Annotated in this window: 21 protein-coding genes; 13 read left to right on the forward strand and 8 right to left on the reverse strand. The window is 72.8% G+C overall.

Annotated elements, in window-relative coordinates:
• Position 1 precedes the first annotated feature (1 nt).
• A complete protein-coding gene (locus IA22_RS0104690) occupies positions 2-634 on the reverse strand; it encodes a TIGR03085 family metal-binding protein (protein WP_030122809.1) in 633 nt (210 codons plus the stop codon).
• Positions 635-718: 84 nt separating this feature from the next.
• On the opposite strand from IA22_RS0104690, the gene hisI reads away from it, so the two are divergent.
• The 10 genes from hisI (at position 719) to lgt (ending at position 9702) form a co-directional block, all read left to right on the forward strand.
• Entirely contained in the window at positions 719-1099 is a 381-nt protein-coding gene (gene hisI / locus IA22_RS0104695) for a phosphoribosyl-AMP cyclohydrolase (protein ID WP_014156796.1), read from the forward strand.
• Positions 1100-1110: 11 nt separating this feature from the next.
• Positions 1111-2604 (forward strand): anthranilate synthase component I, encoded by a 1494-nt coding sequence (locus tag IA22_RS0104700; protein ID WP_014156797.1) that lies wholly within the window; start codon positions 1111-1113, stop codon positions 2602-2604.
• A 14-nt stretch (positions 2605-2618) separates the two neighbouring features.
• Positions 2619-3272 (forward strand): TIGR02234 family membrane protein, encoded by a 654-nt coding sequence (locus IA22_RS0104705; protein ID WP_030122810.1) that lies wholly within the window; start codon positions 2619-2621, stop codon positions 3270-3272.
• Between the two features lie 94 nt (positions 3273-3366).
• The gene (locus tag IA22_RS0104710) at positions 3367-3618 is read left to right on the forward strand and encodes an HGxxPAAW family protein (protein WP_014156799.1); all 252 of its coding nucleotides are present in this window, start codon (positions 3367-3369) and stop codon (positions 3616-3618) included.
• 170 nt (positions 3619-3788) lie between these two features.
• Positions 3789-4283: a DUF2752 domain-containing protein gene (locus IA22_RS0104715; RefSeq protein WP_030122811.1), complete on the forward strand. Its 495-nt coding sequence runs from the start codon at positions 3789-3791 to the stop codon at positions 4281-4283.
• A gap of 113 nt (positions 4284-4396) precedes the next feature.
• The gene (gene trpC / locus IA22_RS0104720) at positions 4397-5206 is read left to right on the forward strand and encodes an indole-3-glycerol phosphate synthase TrpC (protein WP_014156801.1); all 810 of its coding nucleotides are present in this window, start codon (positions 4397-4399) and stop codon (positions 5204-5206) included.
• Positions 5207-5611: 405 nt separating this feature from the next.
• On the forward strand, positions 5612-6892 hold the full coding sequence (trpB, locus tag IA22_RS0104725) for a tryptophan synthase subunit beta (RefSeq protein ID WP_014156802.1): 1281 nt from the start codon (positions 5612-5614) through the stop codon (positions 6890-6892).
• Positions 6889-7701 (forward strand): tryptophan synthase subunit alpha, encoded by an 813-nt coding sequence (trpA, locus tag IA22_RS0104730; RefSeq protein ID WP_015576792.1) that lies wholly within the window; start codon positions 6889-6891, stop codon positions 7699-7701. The genes trpB and trpA overlap by 4 nt, the downstream gene beginning before the upstream one ends.
• A 75-nt stretch (positions 7702-7776) precedes the next feature.
• Positions 7777-8601, forward strand: coding sequence for a DsbA family protein (locus tag IA22_RS0104735; RefSeq protein WP_014156804.1), 825 nt, complete (start codon positions 7777-7779; stop codon positions 8599-8601).
• Positions 8602-8706: 105 nt separating this feature from the next.
• Positions 8707-9702 (forward strand): prolipoprotein diacylglyceryl transferase, encoded by a 996-nt coding sequence (gene lgt, locus IA22_RS0104740; protein WP_014156805.1) that lies wholly within the window; start codon positions 8707-8709, stop codon positions 9700-9702.
• Positions 9703-9780: 78 nt separating this feature from the next.
• On the opposite strand, the gene IA22_RS0104745 is transcribed toward lgt, so the two are convergent.
• Genes IA22_RS0104745 through IA22_RS0104775 form a run of 7 tightly spaced genes read right to left on the reverse strand, consistent with a single transcriptional unit; the run spans position 9781 to position 17744 of the window.
• Positions 9781-10596 carry an HpcH/HpaI aldolase/citrate lyase family protein gene (locus tag IA22_RS0104745; protein ID WP_015576790.1) on the reverse strand — a complete coding sequence of 272 codons (816 nt, stop codon included), beginning with the start codon at positions 10594-10596 and terminating at the stop codon, positions 9781-9783.
• A complete protein-coding gene (locus IA22_RS0104750) occupies positions 10593-11813 on the reverse strand; it encodes a CaiB/BaiF CoA transferase family protein (RefSeq protein ID WP_014156807.1) in 1221 nt (406 codons plus the stop codon). Before IA22_RS0104750 ends, IA22_RS0104745 begins: the two co-directional genes overlap by 4 nt.
• Complete coding sequence (locus IA22_RS0104755; RefSeq protein WP_030122812.1) at positions 11810-12694, reverse strand: ribokinase; 885 nt, start codon at positions 12692-12694, stop codon at positions 11810-11812. Before IA22_RS0104755 ends, IA22_RS0104750 begins: the two co-directional genes overlap by 4 nt.
• Complete coding sequence (locus IA22_RS0104760) at positions 12691-14058, reverse strand: ADP-ribosylglycohydrolase family protein (protein ID WP_030122813.1); 1368 nt, start codon at positions 14056-14058, stop codon at positions 12691-12693. Before IA22_RS0104760 ends, IA22_RS0104755 begins: the two co-directional genes overlap by 4 nt.
• Positions 14055-15251: an ADP-ribosylglycohydrolase family protein gene (locus IA22_RS0104765; RefSeq protein ID WP_030122814.1), complete on the reverse strand. Its 1197-nt coding sequence runs from the start codon at positions 15249-15251 to the stop codon at positions 14055-14057. The genes IA22_RS0104760 and IA22_RS0104765 overlap by 4 nt, the downstream gene beginning before the upstream one ends.
• Positions 15187-16524 (reverse strand): ADP-ribosylglycohydrolase family protein, encoded by a 1338-nt coding sequence (locus IA22_RS0104770; RefSeq protein WP_030122815.1) that lies wholly within the window; start codon positions 16522-16524, stop codon positions 15187-15189. Before IA22_RS0104770 ends, IA22_RS0104765 begins: the two co-directional genes overlap by 65 nt.
• Entirely contained in the window at positions 16521-17744 is a 1224-nt protein-coding gene (locus IA22_RS0104775; RefSeq protein ID WP_030122816.1) for an ADP-ribosylglycohydrolase family protein, read from the reverse strand. The genes IA22_RS0104770 and IA22_RS0104775 overlap by 4 nt, the downstream gene beginning before the upstream one ends.
• Before the next feature lie 222 nt (positions 17745-17966).
• Here IA22_RS0104775 and IA22_RS0104780 point away from each other — a divergent pair, with 222 nt between their 5' ends.
• From IA22_RS0104780 to IA22_RS0104790, 3 genes are all read left to right on the forward strand, one after another.
• Complete coding sequence (locus IA22_RS0104780) at positions 17967-18698, forward strand: VIT1/CCC1 transporter family protein (protein ID WP_014156813.1); 732 nt, start codon at positions 17967-17969, stop codon at positions 18696-18698.
• A 450-nt stretch (positions 18699-19148) separates the two neighbouring features.
• Positions 19149-23708, forward strand: a complete 4560-nt coding sequence (gltB, locus tag IA22_RS0104785; protein WP_014156814.1) for a glutamate synthase large subunit — start codon at positions 19149-19151, stop codon at positions 23706-23708.
• Complete coding sequence (locus IA22_RS0104790; protein ID WP_030122817.1) at positions 23701-25179, forward strand: glutamate synthase subunit beta; 1479 nt, start codon at positions 23701-23703, stop codon at positions 25177-25179. Before gltB ends, IA22_RS0104790 begins: the two co-directional genes overlap by 8 nt.
• Positions 25180-25278 lie beyond the last annotated feature (99 nt).

Below are 25278 nucleotides of genomic sequence, written 5' to 3' on the forward strand. Positions count from 1 at the left end.
TTCACAGCCCCAGTTCGGCGGTGTGCAGGCGGGCCAGCGCGTCCTTGTCGCCGTCCAGTTCCACCCGGGCGGCGTCCTGCCGCCCCGCGGCGAACAGCAGCAGCTCACCGGGCTCCCCGGTGACCGTCACCACGGGAGCCCCCCTGTGGGCCACCGCCGTCTGGCCGTCCGGGCGCCGCAGCACCAGACCCACCGGCGACCGGCGGCCCATCATCCGTGCCGTCTTCTCGGTGCGCGACCACAGCACATCGGCGAACACCGGATCCAGGTCCCGCTGCGACCAGTCGGGCTGCGCCCGCCGCACGTCCTCCGCGTGGATGTAGAACTCGACCGTGTTGGCCGCCTCGTCCAGCTGCTTCAGACCGAAGGGCGACATCCTCGGGGGACCCGTACGGATGAGCTGGATCAGCTCCTCGTACGGCTTGGCGGCGAATTCCGCCTGCACCCGCTCCAGCCTGTTCTTGAGGACACCGAGCAGGATCCCTCCCGCGGCGTCCGCACGACGTTCACGCACCACGACATGGGCGGCCAGATCACGGGTCTTCCAGCCGTTGCACAGGGTCTGAGCCTCGGGGCCCGCCGCTTCCAACAGGTCGGCGAGCAGAAGACGTTCACGCTTCGCATGGGTCGACATGCCCGCCAGCGTACGGCCGCCGCCCGCCGTCCGCCCAGTGGACGCACGGCCGGGGAGCCGGGCCCGGCGCGGCACAATGGGCGCATGACCAGCACGCCCGGCCCCACGCCCGCCAGCAGTCTCGACCCGGCCGTCGCCGCCCGCATCAAGCGCGGCCCCGACGGACTCTTCCCGGCCATCGCCCAGCAGTACGACACGGGCGAGGTCCTCATGCTCGGCTGGATGGACGACGAGGCGCTGCACCGCACCCTCACCACGGGCCGCTGCACCTACTGGTCCCGCAGCCGCCAGGAGTACTGGGTCAAGGGCGACACCTCCGGGCACACCCAGCAGGTCAGGTCGGTCGCGCTCGACTGCGACGCCGACACCGTCCTGGTGAAGGTCGACCAGACGGGCGCCGCCTGCCACACCGGCGCCCGCACCTGCTTCGACAGGGACGTCCTTCCGCTCACCGCGCCCCGATAAGGTCAGCCGCCATGGATCTCGAGACCTTCCGCAAGCTCGCCGTCGACCGGCGCGTCATCCCCGTCAGCCGCCGGCTCCTCGCGGACGGCGACACCCCGGTCGGGCTCTACCGCAAGCTCGCGGCCGAACGCCCCGGCACGTTCCTCCTCGAATCCGCGGAGAACGGCCGCACCTGGTCCCGCTACTCCTTCGTCGGGGTGCGCAGCGCCGCCACCCTGACCGCCCTCGGCGGACAGGCCCACTGGCTCGGCACCCCGCCCGTCGGCGTGCCCGTCGACGGCGACCCGCTGCAGGCCCTGCGGGCCACCGTCGAGACCCTGCACACCCCCCGCGACCTGGTCGGCGACGAGGGCCTGCCGCCCTTCACCGGCGGGATGGTCGGCTACCTCGGCTACGACGTCGTACGCCGGCTGGAGCGGATCACCGAGCACGGCGGCGACGATCTGGAGCTACCCGAGCTGACGATGCTGCTCACCTCGGACCTCGCCGTGCTCGACCACGGCACCGGCACGGTCCTGCTGATCGCCAACGCGATCAACCACAACGACCTGGACACCGGGGTCGACGAGGCCTACGCGGACGCGCTCGCCCGGCTCGACGCCATGGAACGCGACCTGTCCCGCCCGGTGGAGAACGCCCCCGCCGCCCTGCCGCCCTCCGAGCTCCCTCCCTACACCGCGCTGTGGGGCGGTCAGGCCTTCATGGACGCCGTCGAGGACGTCAAGGAGCGCATCAGGGCCGGCGAGGCCTTCCAGGTCGTCCCCTCCCAGCGCTTCGAGACGCCGTGCACGGCGTCCGCGCTGGACGTCTACCGGGTGCTGCGCGCCACCAACCCGTCGCCTTACATGTACCTCTTCCGCTTCGACGGCTTCGACGTCGTCGGCTCCAGCCCCGAGGCGCTCGTCAAGGTCGAGGACGGCCGGGCGATGGTCCACCCGATCGCCGGGACCAGGCACCGCGGCGCCACACCGCAGGAGGACCAGGCGCTCGCCGACGAACTCCTCGCCGACCCGAAGGAACGCGCCGAGCACCTGATGCTCGTCGACCTCGGCCGCAACGACCTGGGACGGGTCTGCGCCCCGGGCAGCGTCGAGGTCGTCGACTTCATGTCCGTCGAGCGGTACTCGCACGTGATGCACATCGTCTCCACCGTCACCGGGCGCGTGGCCGAGGGCCGCACCGCGTTCGACGTGCTCACCGCGTGCTTCCCCGCGGGCACCCTCTCCGGTGCTCCGAAGCCCCGCGCCCTGCAGATCATCGAGGAGCTGGAACCCAGCCGCCGGGGGCTGTACGGGGGCTGCGTCGGCTACCTCGACTTCGCCGGCGACTCCGACACCGCCATCGCCATCCGGACGGCCCTGCTCCGCGACGGAACGGCGTACGTCCAGGCCGGCGCGGGCATCGTCGCCGACTCCGACCCCGTGGCCGAGGACACGGAGTGCCGCAACAAGGCCGCGGCGGTCCTGCGGGCCGTGCATACGGCGAACCGGCTCGGGGCCGGCTGAGCCGGTAGGGGATAGTGGGGTACGTGAGTGCTGTTTCCGTACCCCAGCCCCGTGCCGCCTCCGCGCCCGACAGCGAGGGAAGCCGCCGAAGCCTGGGCGCCGGCCTGCTCCTCGGCGCGGCCGGCGCCACCGTCGTCCTCCTCGCCTCCGGGCAGACCTGGGCCGAGGGCAAGGCCGCCGTCGGCGGCGGCGTCCTGCCGCTCAGCGCCGACGGCCAGGACGTCACCGGCCTCCCGGCGGCCCTGGCCGTCGTCGGCCTGGCCGCCCTCGTCGCCGTCTTCGCCGTCCGCAGGAGCAGCCGGCTGATCGTCGCCGGCCTGCTGGCCCTCAGCGGCCTCGGCGCCGGGATCAGCGCCTTCGCCGGAGCCTCCGACCGGTCCGCCCTGGACGAGCAGGCCGCGCAGACCACGGGCAACACCTCGGCCACCGTCCAGGCCCTCAGCCACACCGCGTGGCCCTACGTCACCGCGGCGGGCGGGCTCCTGATCCTGCTCGCCGGCCTGCTGGCCCTGCGCTACGGCAGCCGCTGGCCCGCCATGTCCGGACGGTACGAGCGCGACGGAACCCCCCGTCCCCGCAGGGCCGCCCGCACCGCCCCGGACCCCGACCGGCCCGAGGAACTGTGGAAGGCCCTCGACCGCGGCGAGGACCCGACGCGCGAGGCATGACCCCCAGCCTCAGGCCCACCCGCGGGTGCGGGACAATGGGAGCGGGCTTTCCCAGCAGCGATACCTTCAGCGCAACATCACCTAGGAGCAACTCATGGCGGGCAGCAGCCACGGACACACCCCGGCCGCCTGGACCGGTGTCATCATCTCCTTCATCGGCTTCTGCATCGCGGGCCTCTTCATGGTCGCGGCGAACACCCTCGGCTTCTGGGCCGGCGTGGCCGTCGCCATCCTCGGCGGGGTCGTCGGTCTCGCCATGAAGATGGCCGGGCTCGGCATGCCGAAGGAGTCCGAGGAGATGGCGGCCGCCAGGGCCCGCGCCTCCCAGGCCCAGATCACGGCCTGAACGGACCACGCCCTCGTCGGCTCACGGTCCGGACGGACCGCGCGTCCGGACGGATCAGGGCCTGGACGGACCACCCGGACCGCCCCGCGAGGGAGCCGGTGCCCGGACACGACGCGAGGCGCAGCCCGGACCGGGCTGCGCCTCTCCGTGTGAGCGGGGACAATCGGCGCGTGGACGCATCGGCCTCACCCCCGCCCCCGCCCGGACCCGCCGCCCCCGGCCCGGCCCCCGAAGCAGCCCCCGGCCCTCCGAGGGCCCCCGCCCCGGCCTCCCGGCTCCGCCGGCTCGCCGCCCCGGCCGGGGTCCTGGCCGGGGTGGTGGGCGCCTTCGGCTACGTCGCCGCGGTCGACCCCAACGAGCCGGGGCACTACCCCGTCTGCCCCATGCTCCGCCTCACCGGTGTGTTCTGCCCCGGATGCGGCGGGCTCCGCAGCGCCCATGCCTTCGCCCACGGAGACCTCACCGCCGCGCTCGGCGCCAACGCCCTCGCCGTGGCCGGCTACGTCGTCCTCGCCGCGGTCTGGGCGCTCTGGGTGGTCCGCGCGAGCAGGGGACGCCCCCTGCGCATCGGTCTGGCACCCGGCTACTGGTGGGGCATCGGCGCGGCGCTCCTGGTGTTCTCCGTGGTCAGGAACCTGCCCTTCGGTTCCGCGCTGGCCCCCTGAATGCCCAGGTAATGGGACGCGGGACCGGCGGATGCGGGCCCTGAGCCCTCCTGCGGATACCATCGAGATGGCTGATCCTGTACTTGTCACCGCTTCGGAAGGGGGCCGCTCGCGTGAGTGTGCTCGACGAGATCATCGACGGCGTTCGCGCCGACCTCGCGGAGCGGCAGGCGCGCGTCAGCCTCGACGAGCTCAAGGAACGCGCCGCGCGCGCTCCCCAGGCCAAGGACGGAGTCGCCGCCCTGCGCGGCGAGGGCGTGACCGTCATCTGCGAGGTCAAGCGCTCCAGCCCCTCCAAGGGAGCCCTGGCCGCCATCGCCGACCCGGCCGCGCTCGCCGCGGACTACGAGGCCGGCGGGGCGTCCGTCATCTCGGTCCTCACGGAGGAGCGCCGCTTCGGCGGTTCGCTCGCCGACCTGGAAGCCGTCCGCGCCAAGGTCGACATCCCGGTCCTGCGCAAGGACTTCATCGTCACCTCGTACCAGCTGTGGGAGGCACGCGCCTACGGCGCCGACCTCGCCCTGCTGATCGTCGCCGCCCTCGACCAGGAGGCGCTGGTCTCGCTGATCGAGCGCGCCGAGTCCATCGGCCTGACGCCGATCGTCGAGGCGCACGACGAGGAGGAGGCGGAGCGCGCCGTGGACGCCGGAGCGAAGATCGTCGGTGTCAACGCGCGCAACCTCAAGGACCTCAAGGTCGACCGTTCCACCTTCGAACGCGTCGCCCCGGAGATCCCCGACCACATCGTCAAGGTCGCCGAGTCCGGCGTCCGCGGCCCGCACGACCTCATCGCCTACGCCAACGCCGGCGCGGACGCGGTACTCGTCGGCGAGTCCCTCGTCACAGGCCGCGACCCCCGGGCCGCCGTCGCCGACCTGGTCGCCGCCGGCGCCCACCCCGCGCTCCGGCACGGACGGGGCTGACCTCTCCCGTGTCCGCCGCCCGCATCCCGCAGGGCGTGCTTCGCCCTGCCGGGGCGAGCACCCGGGACCCGTACGCGCCGCCGACGCGTGGCTGCCACGCACCCGTCTCCCTCCGCCACCCCCAGCCGAGGCGCTGCGCGCCGCCCTTCTGGCACCGCGGCTGCCGCGCCCCCGCCCGGCGTGTGCACGGCCGGCGGGTGCGGTACGTCATCGGTGACGAGCCGGGACAGGTCAACGGCATGCGATGGCGCACGGGGTCCGCGCCGTAGCGAGCCCCGGCCGTCGCCCCCGCCGTACAGGGGGGATCCGCACGCCCCACCGCACCGACCGCCCACCGGTCGGCGCGGCGCTTCGCCCATGGCGCATACGGTCACATCACCCGTTGCGATTCGAGGAGCACGTCGCATGTCGTCCGACTTCTTCATCCCGGACCCCGAGGGTCTGATCCCCAGCGCCGAGGGGTATTTCGGCGCGTTCGGTGGCAAGTTCATCCCGGAGGCACTGGTCGCCGCCGTGGACGAGGTCGCCGTCGAGTACGACAAGGCCAAGGCGGACCCGGCCTTCGCCGCCGAGCTCAACGCGCTCATGGTCGACTACACCGGCCGGCCCAGCGCGCTGACCGAGGTCACCCGCTTCGCCGAGCACGCCGGGGGCGCCCGCGTCTTCCTCAAGCGCGAGGACCTCAACCACACCGGCTCGCACAAGATCAACAACGTGCTCGGCCAGGCCCTGCTGACCAAGCGGATGGGCAAGACCCGCATCATCGCGGAGACCGGAGCGGGCCAGCACGGCGTCGCCACGGCGACCGCCTGCGCCCTCTTCGGGCTCGAATGCACCATCTACATGGGTGAGATCGACACCGAGCGGCAGGCGCTGAACGTGGCGCGGATGCGGATGCTCGGCGCCGAGGTCGTCGCCGTGAAGTCCGGCTCCCGGACCCTCAAGGACGCCATCAACGAGGCGTTCCGCGACTGGGTCGCCAACGTCGACCGCACCCACTACCTCTTCGGCACGGTCGCCGGCCCGCACCCCTTCCCCGCGATGGTCCGCGACTTCCACCGGGTGATCGGCGTCGAGGCCCGCCGCCAGATCCTGGAGCGCGCCGGCCGGCTGCCGGACGCCGCCGTCGCCTGCGTGGGCGGCGGGTCCAACGCCATCGGCCTCTTCCACGCCTTCATCCCGGACGCGGACGTCCGGCTGATCGGCTGCGAACCCGCCGGACACGGCGTGGAGACCGGTGAACACGCGGCGACCCTGACCGCGGGCGAGCCCGGGATCCTGCACGGCTCACGCTCCTACGTCCTCCAGGACGAGGAGGGCCAGATCACCGAGCCGTACTCGATCTCCGCCGGACTCGACTACCCGGGCATCGGCCCGGAGCACGCCTACCTCAAGGACGTCGGCCGGGGCGAGTACCGCGCGGTCACCGACGACGCCGCGATGCAGGCCCTGCGCCTCCTCTCCCGCACCGAGGGGATCATCCCGGCCATCGAGAGCGCGCACGCGCTGGCCGGAGCCCTGGAGGTCGGCCGCGAACTGGGCGAGGACGGGCTGATCCTGATCAACCTGTCCGGCCGCGGCGACAAGGACATGGACACGGCCGCCCGGTACTTCGGGCTGTACGACGGCGCCGACGCGGTCGTCGAGGCCGACGTGGCCGACGGAGAGGAAGAGGTCACCAAGTGAGCGGCAACCGAGAACTTCTCGAAGCGACGCTCGCCAAGGCGGCGTCCGAGGACCGGGCGGCACTCATCGCCTACCTGCCCGGCGGCTTCCCGACCGTCGACGGCGGCATCGCGGCGGTCAAGGCGGCCGTCGCGGGCGGCGCCGACGTCGTCGAGGTGGGGCTCCCGCACAGCGACCCGGTGCTCGACGGGCCGGTCATCCAGACCGCCGACGACATCGCGCTGCGCGGCGGGGTCAAGATCGCCGACATCATGCGCACGGTCCGCGAGGCACACGCGGCGACGGGCGCGCCGATCCTCGTCATGACGTACTGGAACCCGATCGACCGGTACGGCGTGGAGCGCTTCACCGCCGAGCTCGCCGAGGCCGGCGGCGCCGGGTGCATCCTGCCGGACCTGCCCGTCCAGGAGTCGGCCCTGTGGAGGGAGCACGCGGAGAAGCACGGTCTCGCCACCGTCTTCGTCGTCGCCCCGAGCAGCAAGGACGCCCGCCTCGCCACCATCACGGCCGCCGGGTCCGGCTTCGTGTACGCCGCCTCCCTGATGGGCGTCACCGGCACCCGCGAATCGGTCGGCCAGCAGGCGCAGGACCTGGTGCGGCGCACCCGGGCCACCACCGACCTGCCCGTCTGCGTCGGCATCGGTGTCTCCACCGCCGAGCACGCCCGGCAGGTCGCGGGCTTCGCCGACGGGGTGATCGTCGGCTCGGCCTTCGTGAAGCGGATGCTGGACGCCCCCGACGAGGCGGCCGGGCTCGCCGCCGTCCGCGCGCTGGCGGGCGAACTGGCCGAAGGCGTTCGAAAGCGCTGACAGCACCCGTCATCCGTACGGGTGGACCTGGGACCGGGGAGGCGCTGACGTGCCTCCCCGGTTCGTTTGCGCGGTGTGAGCGAGAAGAACCAGGACCGAAGCAGAGCCGCACGCGACCGGCTCGCCCAGCAGCGTGAGCAGGACCGGGCGCGCGAGCGCCGCCGCCGCACGCTGATCGTCTCGACAGCCGTGGTGGGGGTGCTGGCGCTGGCAGCCGTGATCGGCGTGATCGCCGCCAACGCCGGGAAGGGCGACAAGGACAAGGAGGCCGGACCCGCCGTCACCCCGTCCGGGGCGATGGGCGAGGACGGACTCGCCCTCCAGGTCGGTGCCGACGACGCGCCGTCCACCCTCACGATCTGGGAGGACTTCCGCTGCCCGGTCTGCGCCCAGTTCGAGAACGCCTTCCGCGACACGATCACGGAGCTCGCCGACAGCGGGCAGCTCAAGGTGGAGTACCACCTGGCCACCATCATCGACGGCAACCTCGGCGGCAGCGGATCGCTGCGCGCGGCCAACGCGGCCGCCTGCGCCCAGGACGTCGGGAAGTTCGCCCCGTACCACGACGTCCTCTACCGCAACCAGCCCGCGGAGACCGACGACGCCTTCGGCGACAACGGCAAGCTGATCGATCTGGCCGGCAAGGTGGACGGTCTGGACACCCCCGCCTTCCGCAGCTGCGTGGAGGACGGCACACACGACAGCTGGGTCGAGAAGTCGAACAAGGCGTTCGCCGAGGGCGGCTTCGAAGGCACGCCGACCGCGCTGCTCAACGGCGACCCGATCTTCCCGAAGAAGGGCGACGAGCAGATCTCCGAGGCCAACATCAAGAAGTGGGTCGCCGAGGCCAACAAGGGCAAGAAGCCCGGCACCGTGGGCGCCACGCCGTCGTCGTCATGAACCGTGAGAACCCTCCGGCGGCCCGCCGCCGGAGGGCCTCGTTACGGAGAAGTTGCCGGACGGCTTGCCGTACGTCCCGTCCGGCAAGGTAGCGTCGACCCCGTCATGAACCTTGCCTTCATTCCCAGCCCGTCGACCGGGGTGATCGAGCTCGGCCCGATCCCGCTCCGCGGCTACGCGTTCTGCATCATCATCGGTGTCTTCGTCGCCGTCTGGTTCGGCAACAAGCGCTGGGTCGCCAGGGGCGGCAAAGCCGGCACCGTCGCCGACATCGCCGTCTGGGCCGTGCCCTTCGGCCTGGTCGGCGGCAGGCTCTACCACGTCATCACCGACTACCAGCTGTACTTCAGCGACGGTGAGAACTGGGTGGACGCCTTCAAGATCTGGGAAGGCGGCCTCGGAATCTGGGGCGCGATCGCGCTCGGCGCGGTCGGCGCCTGGATCGGCTGCCGCCGTCGAGGCATCCCGCTCCCCGCCTGGGCGGACGCGCTGGCCCCCGGCATCGCCTTCGCCCAGGCGATCGGCCGCTGGGGCAACTGGTTCAACCAGGAGCTGTACGGCAAGCCGACCGACGTCCCCTGGGCCCTGAAGATCAGCGAGGGCACGAACCGCGTCGCGGGCACCTACCACCCGACCTTCCTGTACGAGTCCCTGTGGTGCGTCGGGGTCGCCCTCCTGGTGATCTGGGCGGACCGCCGCTTCAAGCTCGGACACGGCCGGGCCTTCGCCCTGTACGTCGCCGCCTACTGCGCGGGCCGCGGATGGATCGAGTACATGCGCGTCGACGAGGCGCACCACGTCCTGGGCCTCCGGCTCAACGTGTGGACCGCGATCATCGTCTTCGTGCTCGCCGTGACGTACATCGTGATCTCCGCGAAGGTGCGCCCCGGCCGCGAGGAGGTCGTCGAGCCCGCCACGGCGGACCCGGCCGAGGACGGCGGGGACACCGCCACCGACGCCCCGGCGAAGACCGGCGAGGACACCGCCGACGACGCTCCGGCCACGACCGGTGAGAACGCCGCGGGCCCGGAGAAGGACCCCGTGGCCGAGGAGCAGGCGCCGGAGGCCGACGGATCCCCGCAGAAGGCCGACAAGAGCTGACACGCTCCCCGTCCCCGTGACCGACGCGAAGGGGCCGCCGGACCGCACAGGTCCGGCGGCCCCTTCGCACGTGCGGGGTCATCGGCGGCGCCGCGCCAGGGAGAGCGTGCGTTCGGCGGTCGCCACCACCGCCGCGTCGACGAACCTCCCGTCCGGCAGGGCCTGCGCCCCCACCCCGGTCCGGGACGCCTCCAGCACCTCCTCCGCCGCCTCGACCTCGCGTGCCGTCGGCCGGAACGCCCGCTCGATGACCGGCAGCTGCCGCGGATGGATCGCCGCCCTGCCCAGCAGCCCGAGATCCCTCCCGTGCGCACAGGACGACCGCAGCCCGGACAGGTCCCGCACGTCGGGGAACACCGACATCACCGGAGGATCGAGGCCGGCCGCCCGGGCGGCGATCACCACACGGCTGCGCGGCCAGTCGAGACCGGCGTCGTCCCGCACGCCGAGATCGGCCCGGAGGTCCGCCTCACCCAGGGCGACCCCCCGCACGGCGTGATGGGCCCCGGCGATCGAGTACGCGTGCTCGATCGCCAGCGCCGACTCCAGCAGCGGATACAGCGGCACACCGGGCGCCAGAGCCGCGACGTGGTGCACGGACGCCGCATGCGTGATCTTCGGGAGCCGCATCCCGGACAGCCCCGGCAGCCCGTGCAGCGCCTTCACGTCGTCCTCGCCGTGCACCCGGACATGGACCGGCACCGCCACCGGGTCCGCCGCGACCGGATCCGACAGGAGCTCCACCGTCGCCGCCCGCGCGTACCCCTTGCGGTCCGGGGCGACCGCGTCCTCCAGGTCGACGATCACCACGTCCGCGCCCGACCCGAGCGCCTTGCGGACCACCTCGGGCCGGTCCCCGGGAACGTACAGCCAGGTCAGCGGCACCGGGCTCACGACGCGCCCTCGTCCCGCAGTGCCGCGATCGCCGATGCGGAGAGCCCGAGCCCGGTGAGGATCTCCTCCGTGTCCGCCCCGTGCGGCCGGCCCGCCCAGCGGACCGCACCCGGAGTCCCCGAGAGCCGGAACAGCACGTTCTGCATCCGCAGCGGCCCCAGCTCCGGGTCGTCGACCTCGGTGATCGTGCCGAGCGCCCGGTACTGGGGGTCCTCCATCACGTCCCGTACGTCATGGATCGGCGCGATCGCCGCCTCGGCCTTCTCGAAGGCGTCCACCGCCTCCTCCCGGGTGCGCCGGGAGATCCAGTGGCCCACCGCCTCGTCGAGTTCGTCGGCGTGCTCGGCGCGTGTGCTCCCGGCGGAGAACCACGGCTCCTCGATCAGTTCGGGGCGCCCGACCAGACGCATCACGCGTTCCGCCACCGACTGGGCGGACGTCGAGACGGCCACCCAGTGGCCGTCGGCGGTGCGGTAGGTGTTGCGCGGAGCGTTGTTGCGGGAGCGGTTGCCGGTCCGGGGCTGGACGTAACCGAGCTGGTCGTACCAGAGGGGCTGCGGCCCCAGCACGGTCAGGATCGGCTCGATGATCGCCATGTCCACCACCTGCCCGTCCCCGGTGCGGTCGCGTCCGGCCAGCGCCGTCATCACCGCGTACGCCGTGGCCAGCGCGGCGATCGAATCGGCGAGCCCGAACGGCGGCAGGGTGGGGGGCCCGTCCGGCTCGCCCGTGACGGCGGCGAATCCGCTCATCGCCTCGGCCAGGGTGCCGAAGCCGGGGCGGTGCGCGTACGGGCCGGTCTGCCCGAAGCCCGTGACCCTGGCCAGCACCAGCCGTGGGTTCACGGCACGCAGTTCCTCCCAGCCCAGTCCCCAGCGCTCCAGGGTCCCTGGCCGGAAGTTCTCGATGATCACATCGGTGTCCGCGGCCAGCCGCAGCAGTACGTCGCGGCCCCCGGGGGAGGACAGGTCGAGTGTCAGCGTCCGCTTGTTGCGCCCGAGCAGCTTCCACCAGAGGCCGACGCCGTCCTTCGCAGGACCGTGGCCACGGGAGGGGTCGGGCCTGCGCGGGTGCTCGACCTTGACGACCTCCGCGCCGAAGTCCCCGAGCATGGTGGCCGCGAGGGGCCCGGCGAAGAGGGTGGCCAGGTCCAGGACCCGCAGGCCGGCGAGCGGCGGCGTCGTGGCCGGGGCCGCGGGGTTCGTGGGAGTGCTCATGCGGCATCGATCTCGCTGCGGTGGGGCATGGACGTCGAGGCACCCTGCCTCTGTACGCAGAGCGCGGCGGCGGACGACGCCCAGGCCACCGCCTCGGGCACCGGCCGGCCCTCGCCGAGCGCCACGGCGAGCGTGCCGACGAAGGTGTCGCCGGCGCCGGTCGTGTCGACGGCGGTGACCTCGGGGGCCGGGAAGAGGACCGGTTCGGCGCCCCGGGCCGCGTAGAGGCAGCCCTTGCGGCCGAGTGTGATCACGACCGCGGGTACCTGGCGGAGCAGGATCTGCGCCGCGGCGTGCGGTTCCGCGCAGCCGGTGAGCGCGGTGGCCTCGTGCTCGTCGGGGATCAGCAGGTCGACGGCGGCCAGCAGCGCGGACGGCAGCGTCCGCACGGGGGAGGGGGTGAGGATCGTCCGTACGCCGCGGTCCCTCGCGGTCCGGGCCGCCTCGGTCACGGCGGTCAGCGGAAGTTCCAGCTGCAGGAGCAGCAGGCCCGCCGCCGAGACGGCCGCCCTCTCGCCGGGGCCGAGCGCGGTCACGCTGCCGTTGGCGCCCGGGATCACCACGATGGAGTTGGCCCCCTCGTCGTCGACGACGATGTGCGCGGTGCCGCTGGGCCCCGCGACGGTGTGCAGCAGGTCGGTGTCCACTCCGGCGTGCTCCAGATGCGTGCGGAGGGCCGAGCCGTACTCGTCGGTCCCGACCGCGCCGATCATCACCACCTCGCCTCCCGCGCGGGCCGCGGCGACGGCCTGGTTGGCCCCCTTGCCTCCGGGGACGGTCCGGAACTCCCGTCCGGTGACGGCCTCCCCGCGCCCGGGTGCCCGGGCGACGTAGGCGACCAGGTCCATGTTGGTGCTGCCGAGCACCGCGATCGCTGTCATGGGCGGCGTACCTCCTGATGGGTCAGTTCCGCGAGGGTGTCGAAGCCGATCGAGTCGAAGCCGGGTACGGAGGTGGCGAGGCGGTTCTTCAGCGGGGTGGTCCAGTGGTCGGGGATCGCGGCGGCCCGCCCGGCCAGCAGGCCCGCGAGCGAGCCGGCCGTCGCGCCGTTCGAGTCGGTGTCCCAGCCGCCGGACACCGCACAGCCGATGGAGCGGCCGAAGTCACCGTCGGCATGGGTGAGGGCGGCCGCGAGCAGGGCCGCGTTCGGCAGGACGTGCACCCAGTGGTGGGTGGCCCCGTAGGTCTCGTGGAGCCCGTCGACGACCGTGTCGAAGTCCCGTTCGGCGCGGGCCGCGCCGATGCCGAGGCGCACCGCGCGCGCGTACCGGGAGCGGGGCGGCACCACCCGGAGCCCGGCCGCCAGACAGCCGTGCACATCGGTCTCGCCGCCCGCGGCCTCGGCCAGGGCGGCGGCGGTGAACATCGCTCCGTACACCCCGTTGGCGGTGTGGGTCAGCACCGCGTCCCGGTGGGCCTGTTCCGCTGCGGCCCCCGGGTCGCCGGGGTGGGTCCAGCCGTGCACATCGGCCCTGATCTGTGCGCCGATCCACTCCCGGAACGGGTTGCGGTGACGTGCGGTGTCCGGCGGCTCGATGCCGTCGAGGAGGTTGCGGTAGGCGACGCGTTCCGCGGTGAAGACCCGGCCCGCGGGGAGTTCGTCGAGCCACAGCCGGGCCAGGTCGGACGTACGGAAGCCCCGCCCGTGCCGCTGGAGCAACAGCACCGTCAGCAATGGGTAGTTGAGGTCGTCGTCCTCGGGCATCCCGTCGATGTTCTCGGCGAGCGAGGTGGGCGCCGAGCGGCGGTTCCACGGGTAGGCGGCGGCCAGCGGTCCGGGCAGCCCCCGGGCCGTGAACCAGCCGGTGAGCGGCCAGTTGCCGGTGGCGCGCGCCAGGGCGCGGATGCCGGCCAGCGGCAGCTTCTCGACCGGTTTGCCCAGCAGGCAGCCGGCGGCCCGGCCCAGCCAGGCCGCGTGCAGGGCGTCGGGCCCGACCGACACCGCGGAGGAACGCGGGGCGGGCCAGCGCGGGCAGGCGGCCCGGATCCCGGACAGCTCGGTCGGCTCGTCCCGTGCCGACGGGCATTCCAGCAGGGCGAGTTCGTCCAGGAGCCGCCCGGCGAGCGCGCGCAGCCGGCGTGGCGCGGCCGGCTCCGAGGCACCCGCCCTCTCCGGGGCCGGTGCGCCGCCCGCCGAGAGCCACCGCCGCTCGATGTCCCGGGCGTCCCGGCCGTCCTGCGCGGCCTGGCGCAGTTCGTGGCCCACCAGGTCCTCGGGCTGGACCCAGGTCAGGCGTACGGTCACCGTCCGTCGCCCACCAGCTCGGCGAACGCCGCCTCGTGCGCACGGCGCTCGGCCGTGTCCCGTACGAAGATCTCGCGCGCCACCTCCGCCAGTGCCCGCGCCGGGGCGTGCAGGTCGAGACGGCTGGCCTCGCCGACCGTCTTCACCCAGGCCGGGGGGATCGCCTGCTCGCCGTGGAGCGCGCCCGCGAGCGCTCCGCCCATCGTGGCGATCGAGTCGCAGTCACGGCCGTAGTTGACCGAGCCGAGCACCGTGCGACGGTAGTCGCCGTCGCCGACGAGCAGCATGCCGAGCGCGATGGGCAGCTCCTCGATGGAGTGCAGCCGGGAGGGCCGCCGGGCGCCCAGCGAGGGTTCGCGGTAGTGCGGCCCCACCGTGTCGAACGGTGCGACGGCGGCACGCAGCGGCACCAGCGCGGACTCGAAGTCCGAGTGGTGGGCGGCCGCTTCGCAGACGGACTCGATCGCCGACCTGGTGCCGTCCTTGGCCACCGCCAGAGCCGCCTCGACGACGGAGACGGGGGTCGCGCCCGGGGTGCACGCGGCCGCCACGGATGCCGCCAGGACCCCGGCCGCCTCCCGGCCGTACGAGGACTGATGGGCACCCGCGACGTCCAGCGCCTCCGCGTACGCGGCCTGCGGGTGGGCCGCGTTCACCAGGCCGACCGGCGCCATGTACATCGCCGCACCGCAGTTGACGACGTTGCCCGAACCGGCCTCCCGCGGGTCGGCGTGGCCGTAGTGCAGCCGAGTGACGATCCACTTCTCGGCGAGGAAGATCCGCTGCAGGGGGAGCGCCTCGGCCTCCAGCTCCGGGATCCAGCGGGGCCGTGACATCAGGTCCGGCACCAGGTGGTCGGCGACGGAGTAGGCGTCGAGGTGGCCGCGCACCGTCTCGTACACCCGGACCAGCGCATGGGTCATCAGGGTGTCGTCGGTGACGTGCCCGTCGCCCTTGTGGTACGGGGCGATGGGGCGTGCGGTGCGCCAGTCGTCGCCGTACCAGGGCCCGACGACGCCGGTCACCCGGCCGCCGTGGCGCTCGGTGATCTGCTCCGGTGTCCAGCCCTCGACCGGGCCGCCGAGCGCGTCGCCCACGGCCGCTCCGACGAGGGCTCCGGTGACGCGCTCATCCAGGGTGAGCGTCGTGGTGGTCGCGCCGGCCGCGAGCGTTGCGGATGTTTTGTGTGCCATGCCGGAATTGTCCACCCGGGGTGGCCGGTTCCGTGGCTGCCAGCAGCCCGGCGAGTTCGATGAGATCCGTGCCGGCGAGCCGGGGCAGCGCGCATCCGGCCAGCGTCCGGCACGCCTCACGCCATCCCCCGGGGACGGTCGCCGTCCCGCCCAGCGCCCCGGTCAGGGCGCCGGCGAGCGCGGGCGCGGAGTCGGCGACCCGGGACAGGCAGGCGGCCGCGGGAACGGCCTGGGTGAAGTCGCCCCGGGCGGCGGTCGCCAGGGCGAGGGCGACCGGCACGGTCTCGGCCGCCGCGATCCCGTAGCTGTAGACGTGGTCCACGATCTGATGCTCCAGCACCGGCACGAGCGCGAACGCCCCGGCCGCCTCGTCCGCGAACTCCCGTGCCAGCCGCACGGCGTGGACGGCGTTGCGGGCGATCTCGGTGCCCTCGGGCAGCTGCTGGAGCGCGGCGTCCACCGCCGTGTCCACGTCCGCACCGGCGAGCGCCACCGCGATCGCGGCGGCCACGGCCCGTGCGCCGTGCACCCCGTCACCGTCCTGGGTGTACCGGGCGTCGAACTCGGCGAGACCGGCCGCCGCCGCCGGGTCGCCGGGGTGCACGACGGCGAGCACGGCGGCGCGCACGCAGGCCGCGTCGTCGAAGTAGTGCGGGTTGTCGTGGCCGGTGGCGGGCGGGCGCAGACCCGCGGCGAGATTGCCGAGCCCGGCCCGCACGGAGATCCGGGCCCGGAGCGGCAGGACCGCCGACTCGACCTCGGGCGCCCGGGCGCTCGCCGCGGCGACCTTCGCGGCCAGCGCGTTCCACGACCGGTCGATCGCGCCCCGCATCCGGTGGCCGGGGGAGAGGTCCGGCGCGTGGTCGGCGGCGGCCGCCAGTACCGTCCGGGCGGCGAAGGCCGCCCACTCGGCGTCGTCGGACGGCCCGAGCCGCAGCGGCTCCGGCGGCTGGTTGAGGGCGATGGGCACGGGGAGCGTCGTCGTCGCGTTCTGCTCGGCGAAGGTGTCCAGCTCGCGCGTGAGCCGCCGCGTCCACTCCGGCATCCGCGCCGCCCGGTGCCGGGCGGCCGGCCACCCGGCGGCGTCGCCGGCGGCCAGCCCGAGCAGCAGCCCCTCGATCCGGGCCCGCCTGTCCGGAGCCTCCCCGCCCGGGACGTCCCGGCTCCCGGCGGGCGCGGCCACCGGCTCGGCGGTGATCCGGATGGCCAGGTGCGAGGCGGCGCCCGCCGGTGTGACGGCCGAGCCCTGGGGCGCACGGCGGCCGGCGGTCACCGGGCGTCCTGCCGGACGCCGGCGGACCGGGCGCCCGCCCCGGTGCTCACGGGTGTGCGCCGGACGGCACCGGACGGCGGTGCCGCGGAAGAGGTCTCCTGCCAGGGGTGAGCGGGCGCGGCGGCTGGCTCCCGGCCGGGGGCGGGCGGCGCCGCCGGTCCGCCCTCACCCCCGTCCCGGGCGGACGGCGATCCCGGGGAGGACGGCCCCTGGCGGTCCTCCGCGTCGTCCGGGGTCAGCAGCTCCGCGATGTCCAGCACGTGATACCCCCGCATCGACGGCAGACAGCTGCCCCGCACCGGGCCGATCGCCGCCGCCCACTCCCGGGGGATCGCCGACACCCCGTGCAGGGCGCCCGCGAGCGCACCCGCCAGGGCTGCCGTGGTGTCGGCGTCACGGCCCATGTTCACGGCGGTGAGCACCGCCGTACGGAAGTCGCCCCGCGCGGCGGTGAGGGCACCGAAGGCCAGACCGACCGCCTCCGGGGCCAGATCCGTCCAGGGGTAGCCCCCGATCACCACCGCCGAGCGCACCGCACGCTCCCCCGTCAGCCGGTCCGGGTACGGGCGCTGCGCGGCCGCGACGGCGCGGCGCAGCGAGCGGGCGGTCCAGGAGTCCATCGGCACGACCGAGAGCGCGGCGGCGATCACGGAGGCGAGTCCGGCCCCCGCCATGGCGGCGGCCACCCCCGCCGCGACCGCCTGACCGCCGTAGATTCCCTCCCCCTCGTGACTGACCCGCCCGTCGACCGCCACCAGGCGGGCCGCCTCGGCGGGGCGGCCGGCGGCGAACACCCCGAACGGCGCCGCCCGCATCGCGAGACCGTCGCTCCAGGCGTGCCGGTGCTGGGCCGAGATCGGGGCGGCGAGGCCCCGGCGCAGGTTCTCCAGCGTGCCGCGCTCACTGAACCCGGCCCCCCGGAACGGCCCCTCGTCCAGATCGGCGATCCAGTGGTGCCAGGCCCGTTCGACGTGCGAGACGGTGAGTGCCGAGCCGTGCCTGGCCAGCAGCAGCCCGGAGAAGATCGCGTACTCGGTGTCGTCGGTCCCGGCGGGATCGTCGCTGACGAAGCCCTCGATGCGGCCCCAGCGGCGACGGATCTCGGAGGGGCGCATGTTCTCCGCCGGCGCCCCGAGCGCGTCCCCCACCGCGAGCCCCAGCAACGCCCCCCGGGCCCGGTCGCCCGTGCTCGCCGCCCGGCTGTCCGCCTTGAGCTCCATCGTGTCGACCCTTCACTCGCACCCGTGCACATCCGGTTGTGCGAGGTTTGCCCACTCCCGCCGAAGAGAGGCGCGCATTTCGTACAAATCGGCTGGCCGGGTGACGACTTCAGGGCAGGTAAGTTCGGCCTTCCTTGCTGGCGGGAGGCGTTTTTCGTGCGTACTTTCGACGGTGCGGGGCGGAGGAGAGCATGAGGTCCGCTCCCGGAAAAGGGGAGAGCTGTGTCCATCATCGAGACCGACGCCGTACTGCACGAGGCCCACCGCGACAACCACACCCACCGTGACGTCAACGGCGGCTGGCTGCGGCCCGCGGTGTTCGGCGCCATGGACGGTCTCGTCTCCAACCTCGCCCTGATGACGGGCGTCGCCGGAGGGGCCGTCTCCCAGCAGACCATCGTCATCACCGGCCTGGCCGGACTCGCGGCCGGCGCGTTCTCCATGGCCGCGGGGGAGTACACCTCCGTCGCCTCTCAGCGAGAACTCGTCGAGGCCGAGCTCGATGTCGAGCGGCGTGAGCTGCGCAAGCACCCGAAGGACGAGATGCGGGAGCTCGCCGCGCTCTACGAGTCCCGCGGGGTCGAGCCCGCCCTCGCCCAGGAGGTCGCGAGGCAGCTGTCCAGGGACCCCGAGCAGGCGCTCGAGATACACGCCCGCGAGGAGCTCGGTATCGACCCGGGCGACCTGCCCTCACCCCTCGTCGCCGCCCTGTCCTCCTTCGGCGCCTTCGCCCTGGGAGCCCTGCTGCCCGTCCTGCCCTACCTGCTCGGCGCGACCGTCCTGTGGCCCGCCGTGCTGCTCGCGCTGGTGGGCCTCTTCGGCTGCGGCGCGGTGGTGGCCCGGGTGACGGCGCGTACCTGGTGGTTCAGCGGTCTGCGTCAGCTGGTGCTCGGCGGCGCCGCCGCGGCGATCACCTACGGTCTGGGCTCACTCTTCGGCGTGGCAGTCGGCTGATGCCCGGCAGGGCGTCCGATGTGTCCCGGTCCGGTTGCGTCCCGCCCCTCGGACGGGGCTTCCCCCACGGCTCTCGGCGCTGCGATCGTGTGATGTACGTCTTGGTGTACGTCACTGGGCGGATGGGGTGCGCCCGCCGTAAAATGAGACGCTATGCAGCGCTACACATAAGTAGCCGTTACTCGGCGGTTTCGATTCCATGACCGCCGGGCAAGAGCCGTAGACACTCGCGGGCAACGACGCCTGCTCTCTGCGGTCTCCCCCGGACAGTGATCCAAAAGGATCCACCCGATCGTGACCCCCGCACACCACGACTCCGTGGTGTCCGCATGTTGGAACAGCCTTTCCGCTTTTTGAGAAGCGTTCCATCATGTAACCTGCACGAAATTTCGCAGAGGGCCAGCGTCGTCCCTCGGCACAGCACATGCCACGACGACGACGGGAGAGCCGATGCGTTCCGACGCCTGGTCGCCCATGGACGGTCGCCCTGTCCAGCAGGGGATGTACGACCCCCGTAACGAGCACGACGCCTGCGGCGTCGGGTTCGTGGCCACTCTGACCGGTGTGGCCAGCCATGAGCTGGTCGAGCAGGCGCTGACCGTACTGCGCAACCTCGAACACCGCGGCGCCACAGGATCCGAGCCCGACTCGGGTGACGGCGCCGGCATTCTCCTCCAGGTCCCGGACGCCTTCCTCCGCGAAGAGGCCGGGTTCGAGCTCCCCGAGGCCGGCTCCTACGCCGTGGGCATCGCCTTCCTGCCCGCGGACGACTCCACCGACGCGGTCAAGCAGATCGAGAAGATCGCCGCCGAGGAGGGCCTCGACGTCCTCGGATGGCGCCAGGTCCCGGTCACGCCGGACATCCTCGGCAACGGCGCCCGCGCCGTCATGCCGGAGTTCCGCCAGCTCGTCGTGGCCGACGGCGCCAGCACCGGCATCGCGCTGGACCGCAAGGCGTTCGTCCTGCGCAAGCGCGCCGAGCGTGAGGCCGGGGTGTACTTCCCCTCGCTCTCCGCACGCACGATCGTCTACAAGGGCATGCTCACCACCGGGCAGCTGGAGCCGTTCTTCCCGGACCTCTCCGACCGCCGCTTCGCCACCACGGTCGCGCTGGTCCATTCCCGCTTCTCCACCAACACCTTCCCCAGCTGGCCGCTCGCCCACCCGTACCGCTTCGTCGCGCACAACGGCGAGATCAACACGGTCAAGGGCAACCGCAACTGGATGAAGGCCCGCGAGTCCCAGCTCGCCTCCAGCCTCTTCGGCGAGGCGCAGCTCGACCGCATCTTCCCCGTCTGCACCCCGGACGCCTCCGACTCCGCCTCCTTCGACGAGGTCCTGGAGCTGCTCCACCTCGGCGGCCGCTCGCTGCCGCACTCGGTGCTGATGATGGTCCCCGAGGCATGGGAGAACCACGCCTCCATGGACCCGGCCCGCCGCGCCTTCTACCAGTACCACTCCACGATGATGGAGCCCTGGGACGGACCGGCCTGCGTCACCTTCACCGACGGTGTCCAGGTCGGCGCGGTCCTCGACCGCAACGGTCTGCGCCCCGGCCGCTACTGGGTCACCGACGACGGCCTCGTCGTCCTCTCCTCCGAGGTCGGCGTCCTGGACATCGACCCCGCCAAGGTCGTCCGCAAGGGCCGCCTCCAGCCCGGCAAGATGTTCCTCGTCGACACCGCCGAGCACCGCATCGTCGAGGACGACGAGATCAAGGCGTCCCTGGCCGCCGAGAACCCGTACGAGGAGTGGCTGGAAACCGGCGAGATCGAGCTCGAGGACCTTCCCGAGCGCGAGCACATCGTCCACACCCACGCCTCGGTCACCCGCCGCCAGCAGACCTTCGGCTACACCGAGGAAGAGCTCCGCGTCCTCCTCGCACCGATGGCCCGCACCGCCGGCGAACCCCTCGGCTCCATGGGCACCGACTCGCCGATCGCCGCGCTGTCCGAGCGCCCCCGGCTGCTCTTCGACTACTTCACCCAGCTCTTCGCGCAGGTCACCAACCCGCCGCTGGACGCCATCCGCGAGGAACTCGTCACCTCGCTGCGCTCCTCCCTCGGAACCCAGGGCAACCTCCTGGAGCCGTCCGCCGCGTCCTGTCGCAGCGTCACCCTGCCCTTCCCGGTGATCGACAACGACGAGCTGGCCAAGCTCATACACATCAACGCCGACGGCGACATGCCGGGAATGAAGGCCGCGACCCTCTCCGGCCTCTACCGCGTCAGCGGCGGCGGTGACGCCCTCGCCGCCCGGATCGAGGAGATCACCCACGAGGTCGACGCCGCCATGGAGGACGGCGCCCGCCTCATCGTCCTCTCCGACCGGCACTCCGACGCCGAGCACGCACCGATCCCCTCGCTGCTGCTCACCTCGGCCGTCCACCACCACCTCATCCGCACCAAGAAGCGCACCCAGGTGGGCCTGCTGGTCGAGGCCGGTGACGTCCGCGAGGTCCACCACGTCGCGCTGCTCATCGGCTACGGCGCCGCCGCCGTCAACCCGTACCTCGCGATGGAGTCCGTCGAGGACCTCGTCCGCGCCGGCACGTTCATCGAGGGCATCGAGCCCGAGCTGGCCATCCGCAACCTGATCTACGCCCTCGGCAAGGGCGTCCTCAAGGTCATGTCCAAGATGGGCATCTCGACCGTCGCCTCCTACCGCGGCGCCCAGGTCTTCGAGGCCGTCGGCCTCGACGAGGCATTCGTCGCCCAGTACTTCAACGGCACCGCCACCAAGATCGGCGGCGCCGGACTCGACGTCGTCGCCAAGGAGGTCGCCGCCCGGCACACCAAGGCGTACCCCGCCTCCGGCATCGCGGCCTCCCACCGCGCGCTGGAGATCGGCGGCGAGTACCAGTGGCGCCGCGAGGGCGAGCCGCACCTCTTCGACCCGGAGACGGTCTTCCGCCTCCAGCACGCCACCCGCAACCGCCGGTACGACATCTTCAAGAAGTACACCGGCCGGGTCAACGAGCAGTCCGAGCGCCTCATGACGCTCCGCGGCCTGTTCGGCTTCAAGGGCGGCCGCGAGCCGATCTCCATCGACGAGGTCGAGTCCGCCGCCGAGATCGTCAAGCGCTTCTCCACCGGCGCCATGTCGTACGGCTCCATCTCCCAGGAGGCGCACGAGACGCTCGCCGTCGCCATGAACCAGCTGGGCGGCAAGTCCAACACCGGGGAGGGCGGCGAGGACTCCGAGCGCCTCTACGACCCGGCCCGCCGCTCGTCCATCAAGCAGGTCGCCTCCGGCCGCTTCGGTGTCACCAGCGAGTACCTGGTCAACGCGGACGACATCCAGATCAAGATGGCCCAGGGCGCCAAGCCCGGCGAGGGCGGCCAGCTGCCCGGCCACAAGGTGTACCCGTGGGTCGCCAGGACCCGGCACTCCACCCCGGGTGTCGGCCTGATCTCGCCGCCGCCGCACCACGACATCTACTCCATCGAGGACCTGGCTCAGCTGATCCACGACCTCAAGAACGCCAACCCGGCGGCCCGCGTCCACGTGAAGCTGGTCTCCGAGGTCGGTGTCGGAACGGTCGCCGCGGGTGTCTCCAAGGCCCACGCGGACGTCGTCCTCATCTCCGGCCACGACGGCGGCACGGGCGCCTCGCCGCTCACCTCGCTCAAGCACGCGGGCGGCCCCTGGGAGCTCGGCCTCGCCGAGACCCAGCAGACCCTGCTGCTCAACGGCCTGCGCGACCGCATCGTCGTCCAGACCGACGGCCAGCTCAAGACCGGCCGCGACGTCGTCATCGCCGCGCTGCTGGGCGCCGAGGAGTTCGGTTTCGCGACCGCGCCGCTCGTCGTCTCCGGCTGCGTCATGATGCGCGTCTGCCACCTCGACACCTGCCCGGTCGGCATCGCCACCCAGAACCCCGTCCTGCGCGACCGGTTCTCCGGCAAGGCCGAGTACATCGTCAACTTCTTCGAGTTCATCGCCGAAGAGGTCCGAGAGATCCTCGCCGAGCTCGGCTTCCGCACGATCGAGGAGGCCGTCGGCCACGCCGAACTCCTCGACACCGAGAGGGCCGTCACCCACTGGAAGGCCCAGGGCCTCGACCTCGAGCCCCTCTTCTACGTGCCCGAGCTCCCCGAGGGCGCGGTGCGTCACCAGATCACCGAGCAGGACCACGGCCTGGCCAAGGCACTCGACAACGAGCTCATCAAGCTCGCCGCCGACGCCCTGGAGGCCGACAGCGCCGAGGCCGCCCAGCCGGTCCGCGCGCAGGTCGCGATCCGCAACATCAACCGGACCGTCGGCACCATGCTCGGCCACGAGGTGACCAAGAGGTTCGGCGGTGCGGGCCTGCCCGACGACACCATCGACATCACCTTCACCGGGTCCGCCGGACAGTCCTTCGGCGCGTTCGTGCCGCGCGGTGTGACGCTGCGCCTGGAGGGCGACGCCAACGACTACGTCGGCAAGGGCCTCTCCGGAGGCCGCGTCATCGTCCGTCCGGACCGCGGCGCCGACCACCTCGCCGAGTACTCCACCATCGCCGGCAACACCATCGGCTACGGCGCGACCGGCGGCGAGCTGTTCCTCCGCGGACGCACCGGCGAACGCTTCTGCGTTCGCAACTCCGGTGCCACGGTCGTCTCCGAAGGCGTCGGCGACCACGGCTGCGAGTACATGACCGGCGGCCACGCCGTCGTCCTCGGCGAGACCGGACGCAACTTCGCCGCAGGCATGTCCGGCGGTGTCGCGTACGTCGTCGACCTCGACCTCGACAACGTCAACACCGGCAACATCGGCGCCGTCGAGCTGCTCGACGACACCGACAAGCAGTGGCTGCACGACGTCGTGCGCCGCCACCAGGAGGAGACCGGCTCCACGGTCGCCGAGAAGCTGCTGGCCGACTGGGACTCCTCGGCCGCCCGCTTCAGCAAGATCATCCCGTCCACCTACAAGGCAGTGCTCGCCGCCAAGGACGCCGCTGAGCTCGCCGGTCTCTCCGAGCAGGAGACCACCGAGAAGATGATGGAGGCGGCGACCAATGGCTGACCCCAAGGGCTTCCTGACCACCGGACGCGAGGTCGCCCGGACCCGCCCGGTCGGCGAGCGCGTCAAGGACTGGAACGAGGTCTACGTTCCGGGCTCGCTGCTCCCGATCATCAGCAAGCAGGCCGGACGCTGCATGGACTGCGGCATCCCGTTCTGCCACAACGGCTGCCCGCTCGGAAACCTCATCCCCGAGTGGAACGACTACGCCTACCGCGAGGACTGGTCGGCGGCGTCCGAGCGCCTGCACGCCACGAACAACTTCCCGGAGTTCACGGGCCGCCTGTGCCCCGCTCCGTGCGAGTCGGCGTGCGTCCTCGGCATCAACCAGCCGGCCGTCACCATCAAGAACGTCGAAGTCAGCATCATCGACAAGGCGTGGGACAGCGGCGACGTCACCCCGCAGCCGCCCGAGCGGCTCTCCGGCAAGACCGTCGCCGTCATCGGCTCCGGCCCGGCGGGACTCGCCGCCGCCCAGCAGCTCACCCGGGCCGGCCACACGGTCGTCGTCTACGAGCGCGCGGACCGCATCGGGGGCCTCCTCCGCTACGGCATCCCCGAGTTCAAGATGGAGAAGTCGCACATCAACCGCCGCATCGAGCAGATGCGCGCGGAGGGCACCAAGTTCCGTACGGAGGTGGAGATCGGCAAGGACATCGACGCCGCCAAGCTCCGCCGCCGCTACGACGCGGTCGTCATCGCGGCCGGTGCCACCGTCTCCCGCGACCTGCCCGTCCCGGGCCGTGAGCTGAACGGCGTGCACTTCGCCATGGAGTACCTGCCGCTCGCCAACAAGGTGCAGGAGGGCGACCTCACGGTCTCCCCGATCACCGCCCAGGGCAAGCACGTCGTGGTCATCGGCGGCGGCGACACCGGAGCCGACTGCGTCGGCACCGCCCACCGCCAGGGCGCGGCCTCCGTCACCCAGCTGGAGATCATGCCCCAGCCGGGCGCGGAGCGTAACGCCAACCAGCCCTGGCCGACGTTCCCCATGCTCTACAAGGTCACCTCCGCGCACGAGGAGGGCGGCGAGCGGATCTACTCCGTCTCCACCACCCACTTCGAGGGCTCCGCTCCCGAGGAGGGACGGACGGTCGGCGACGTCCAGTCCCTGCACCTCATCGAGGTGGAGTTCAAGGACGGCAAGCTGGAGCAGAAGGCCGGCACGGAGCGGGTCATCCCCGCCCAGCTGGTCACCCTGGCCATGGGCTTCACCGGCACCGACCAGGCCAACGGTCTCGTCCAGCAGTTCGGCCTCGAACTCGACGAGCGCGGCAACGTCGCGCGCGACGACGACTACGCGACCAACGTCGACGGCGTCTTCGTCGCCGGTGACGCGGGCCGCGGCCAGTCCCTCATCGTGTGGGCCATCGCCGAGGGCCGCTCCGCGGCGCGCGGCGTGGACCGCTTCCTGACCGGGACGAGCGCACTGCACGCCCCGATCCGCCCGACGGACCGTTCCCTGACGGTCTGATCACGGCACACCGACGTCCCGTACAACGGCGTACGGAACTGAACGCGGCGCCCGCCCCGTCCCCGACCGGACATGGCGGGCGCCGCGGCGTGTCCGGGC

Source organism: Kitasatospora papulosa (genome assembly GCF_000717245.1).
GTDB classification, from domain to species: Bacteria; Actinomycetota; Actinomycetes; order Streptomycetales; family Streptomycetaceae; genus Streptomyces; species Streptomyces papulosus.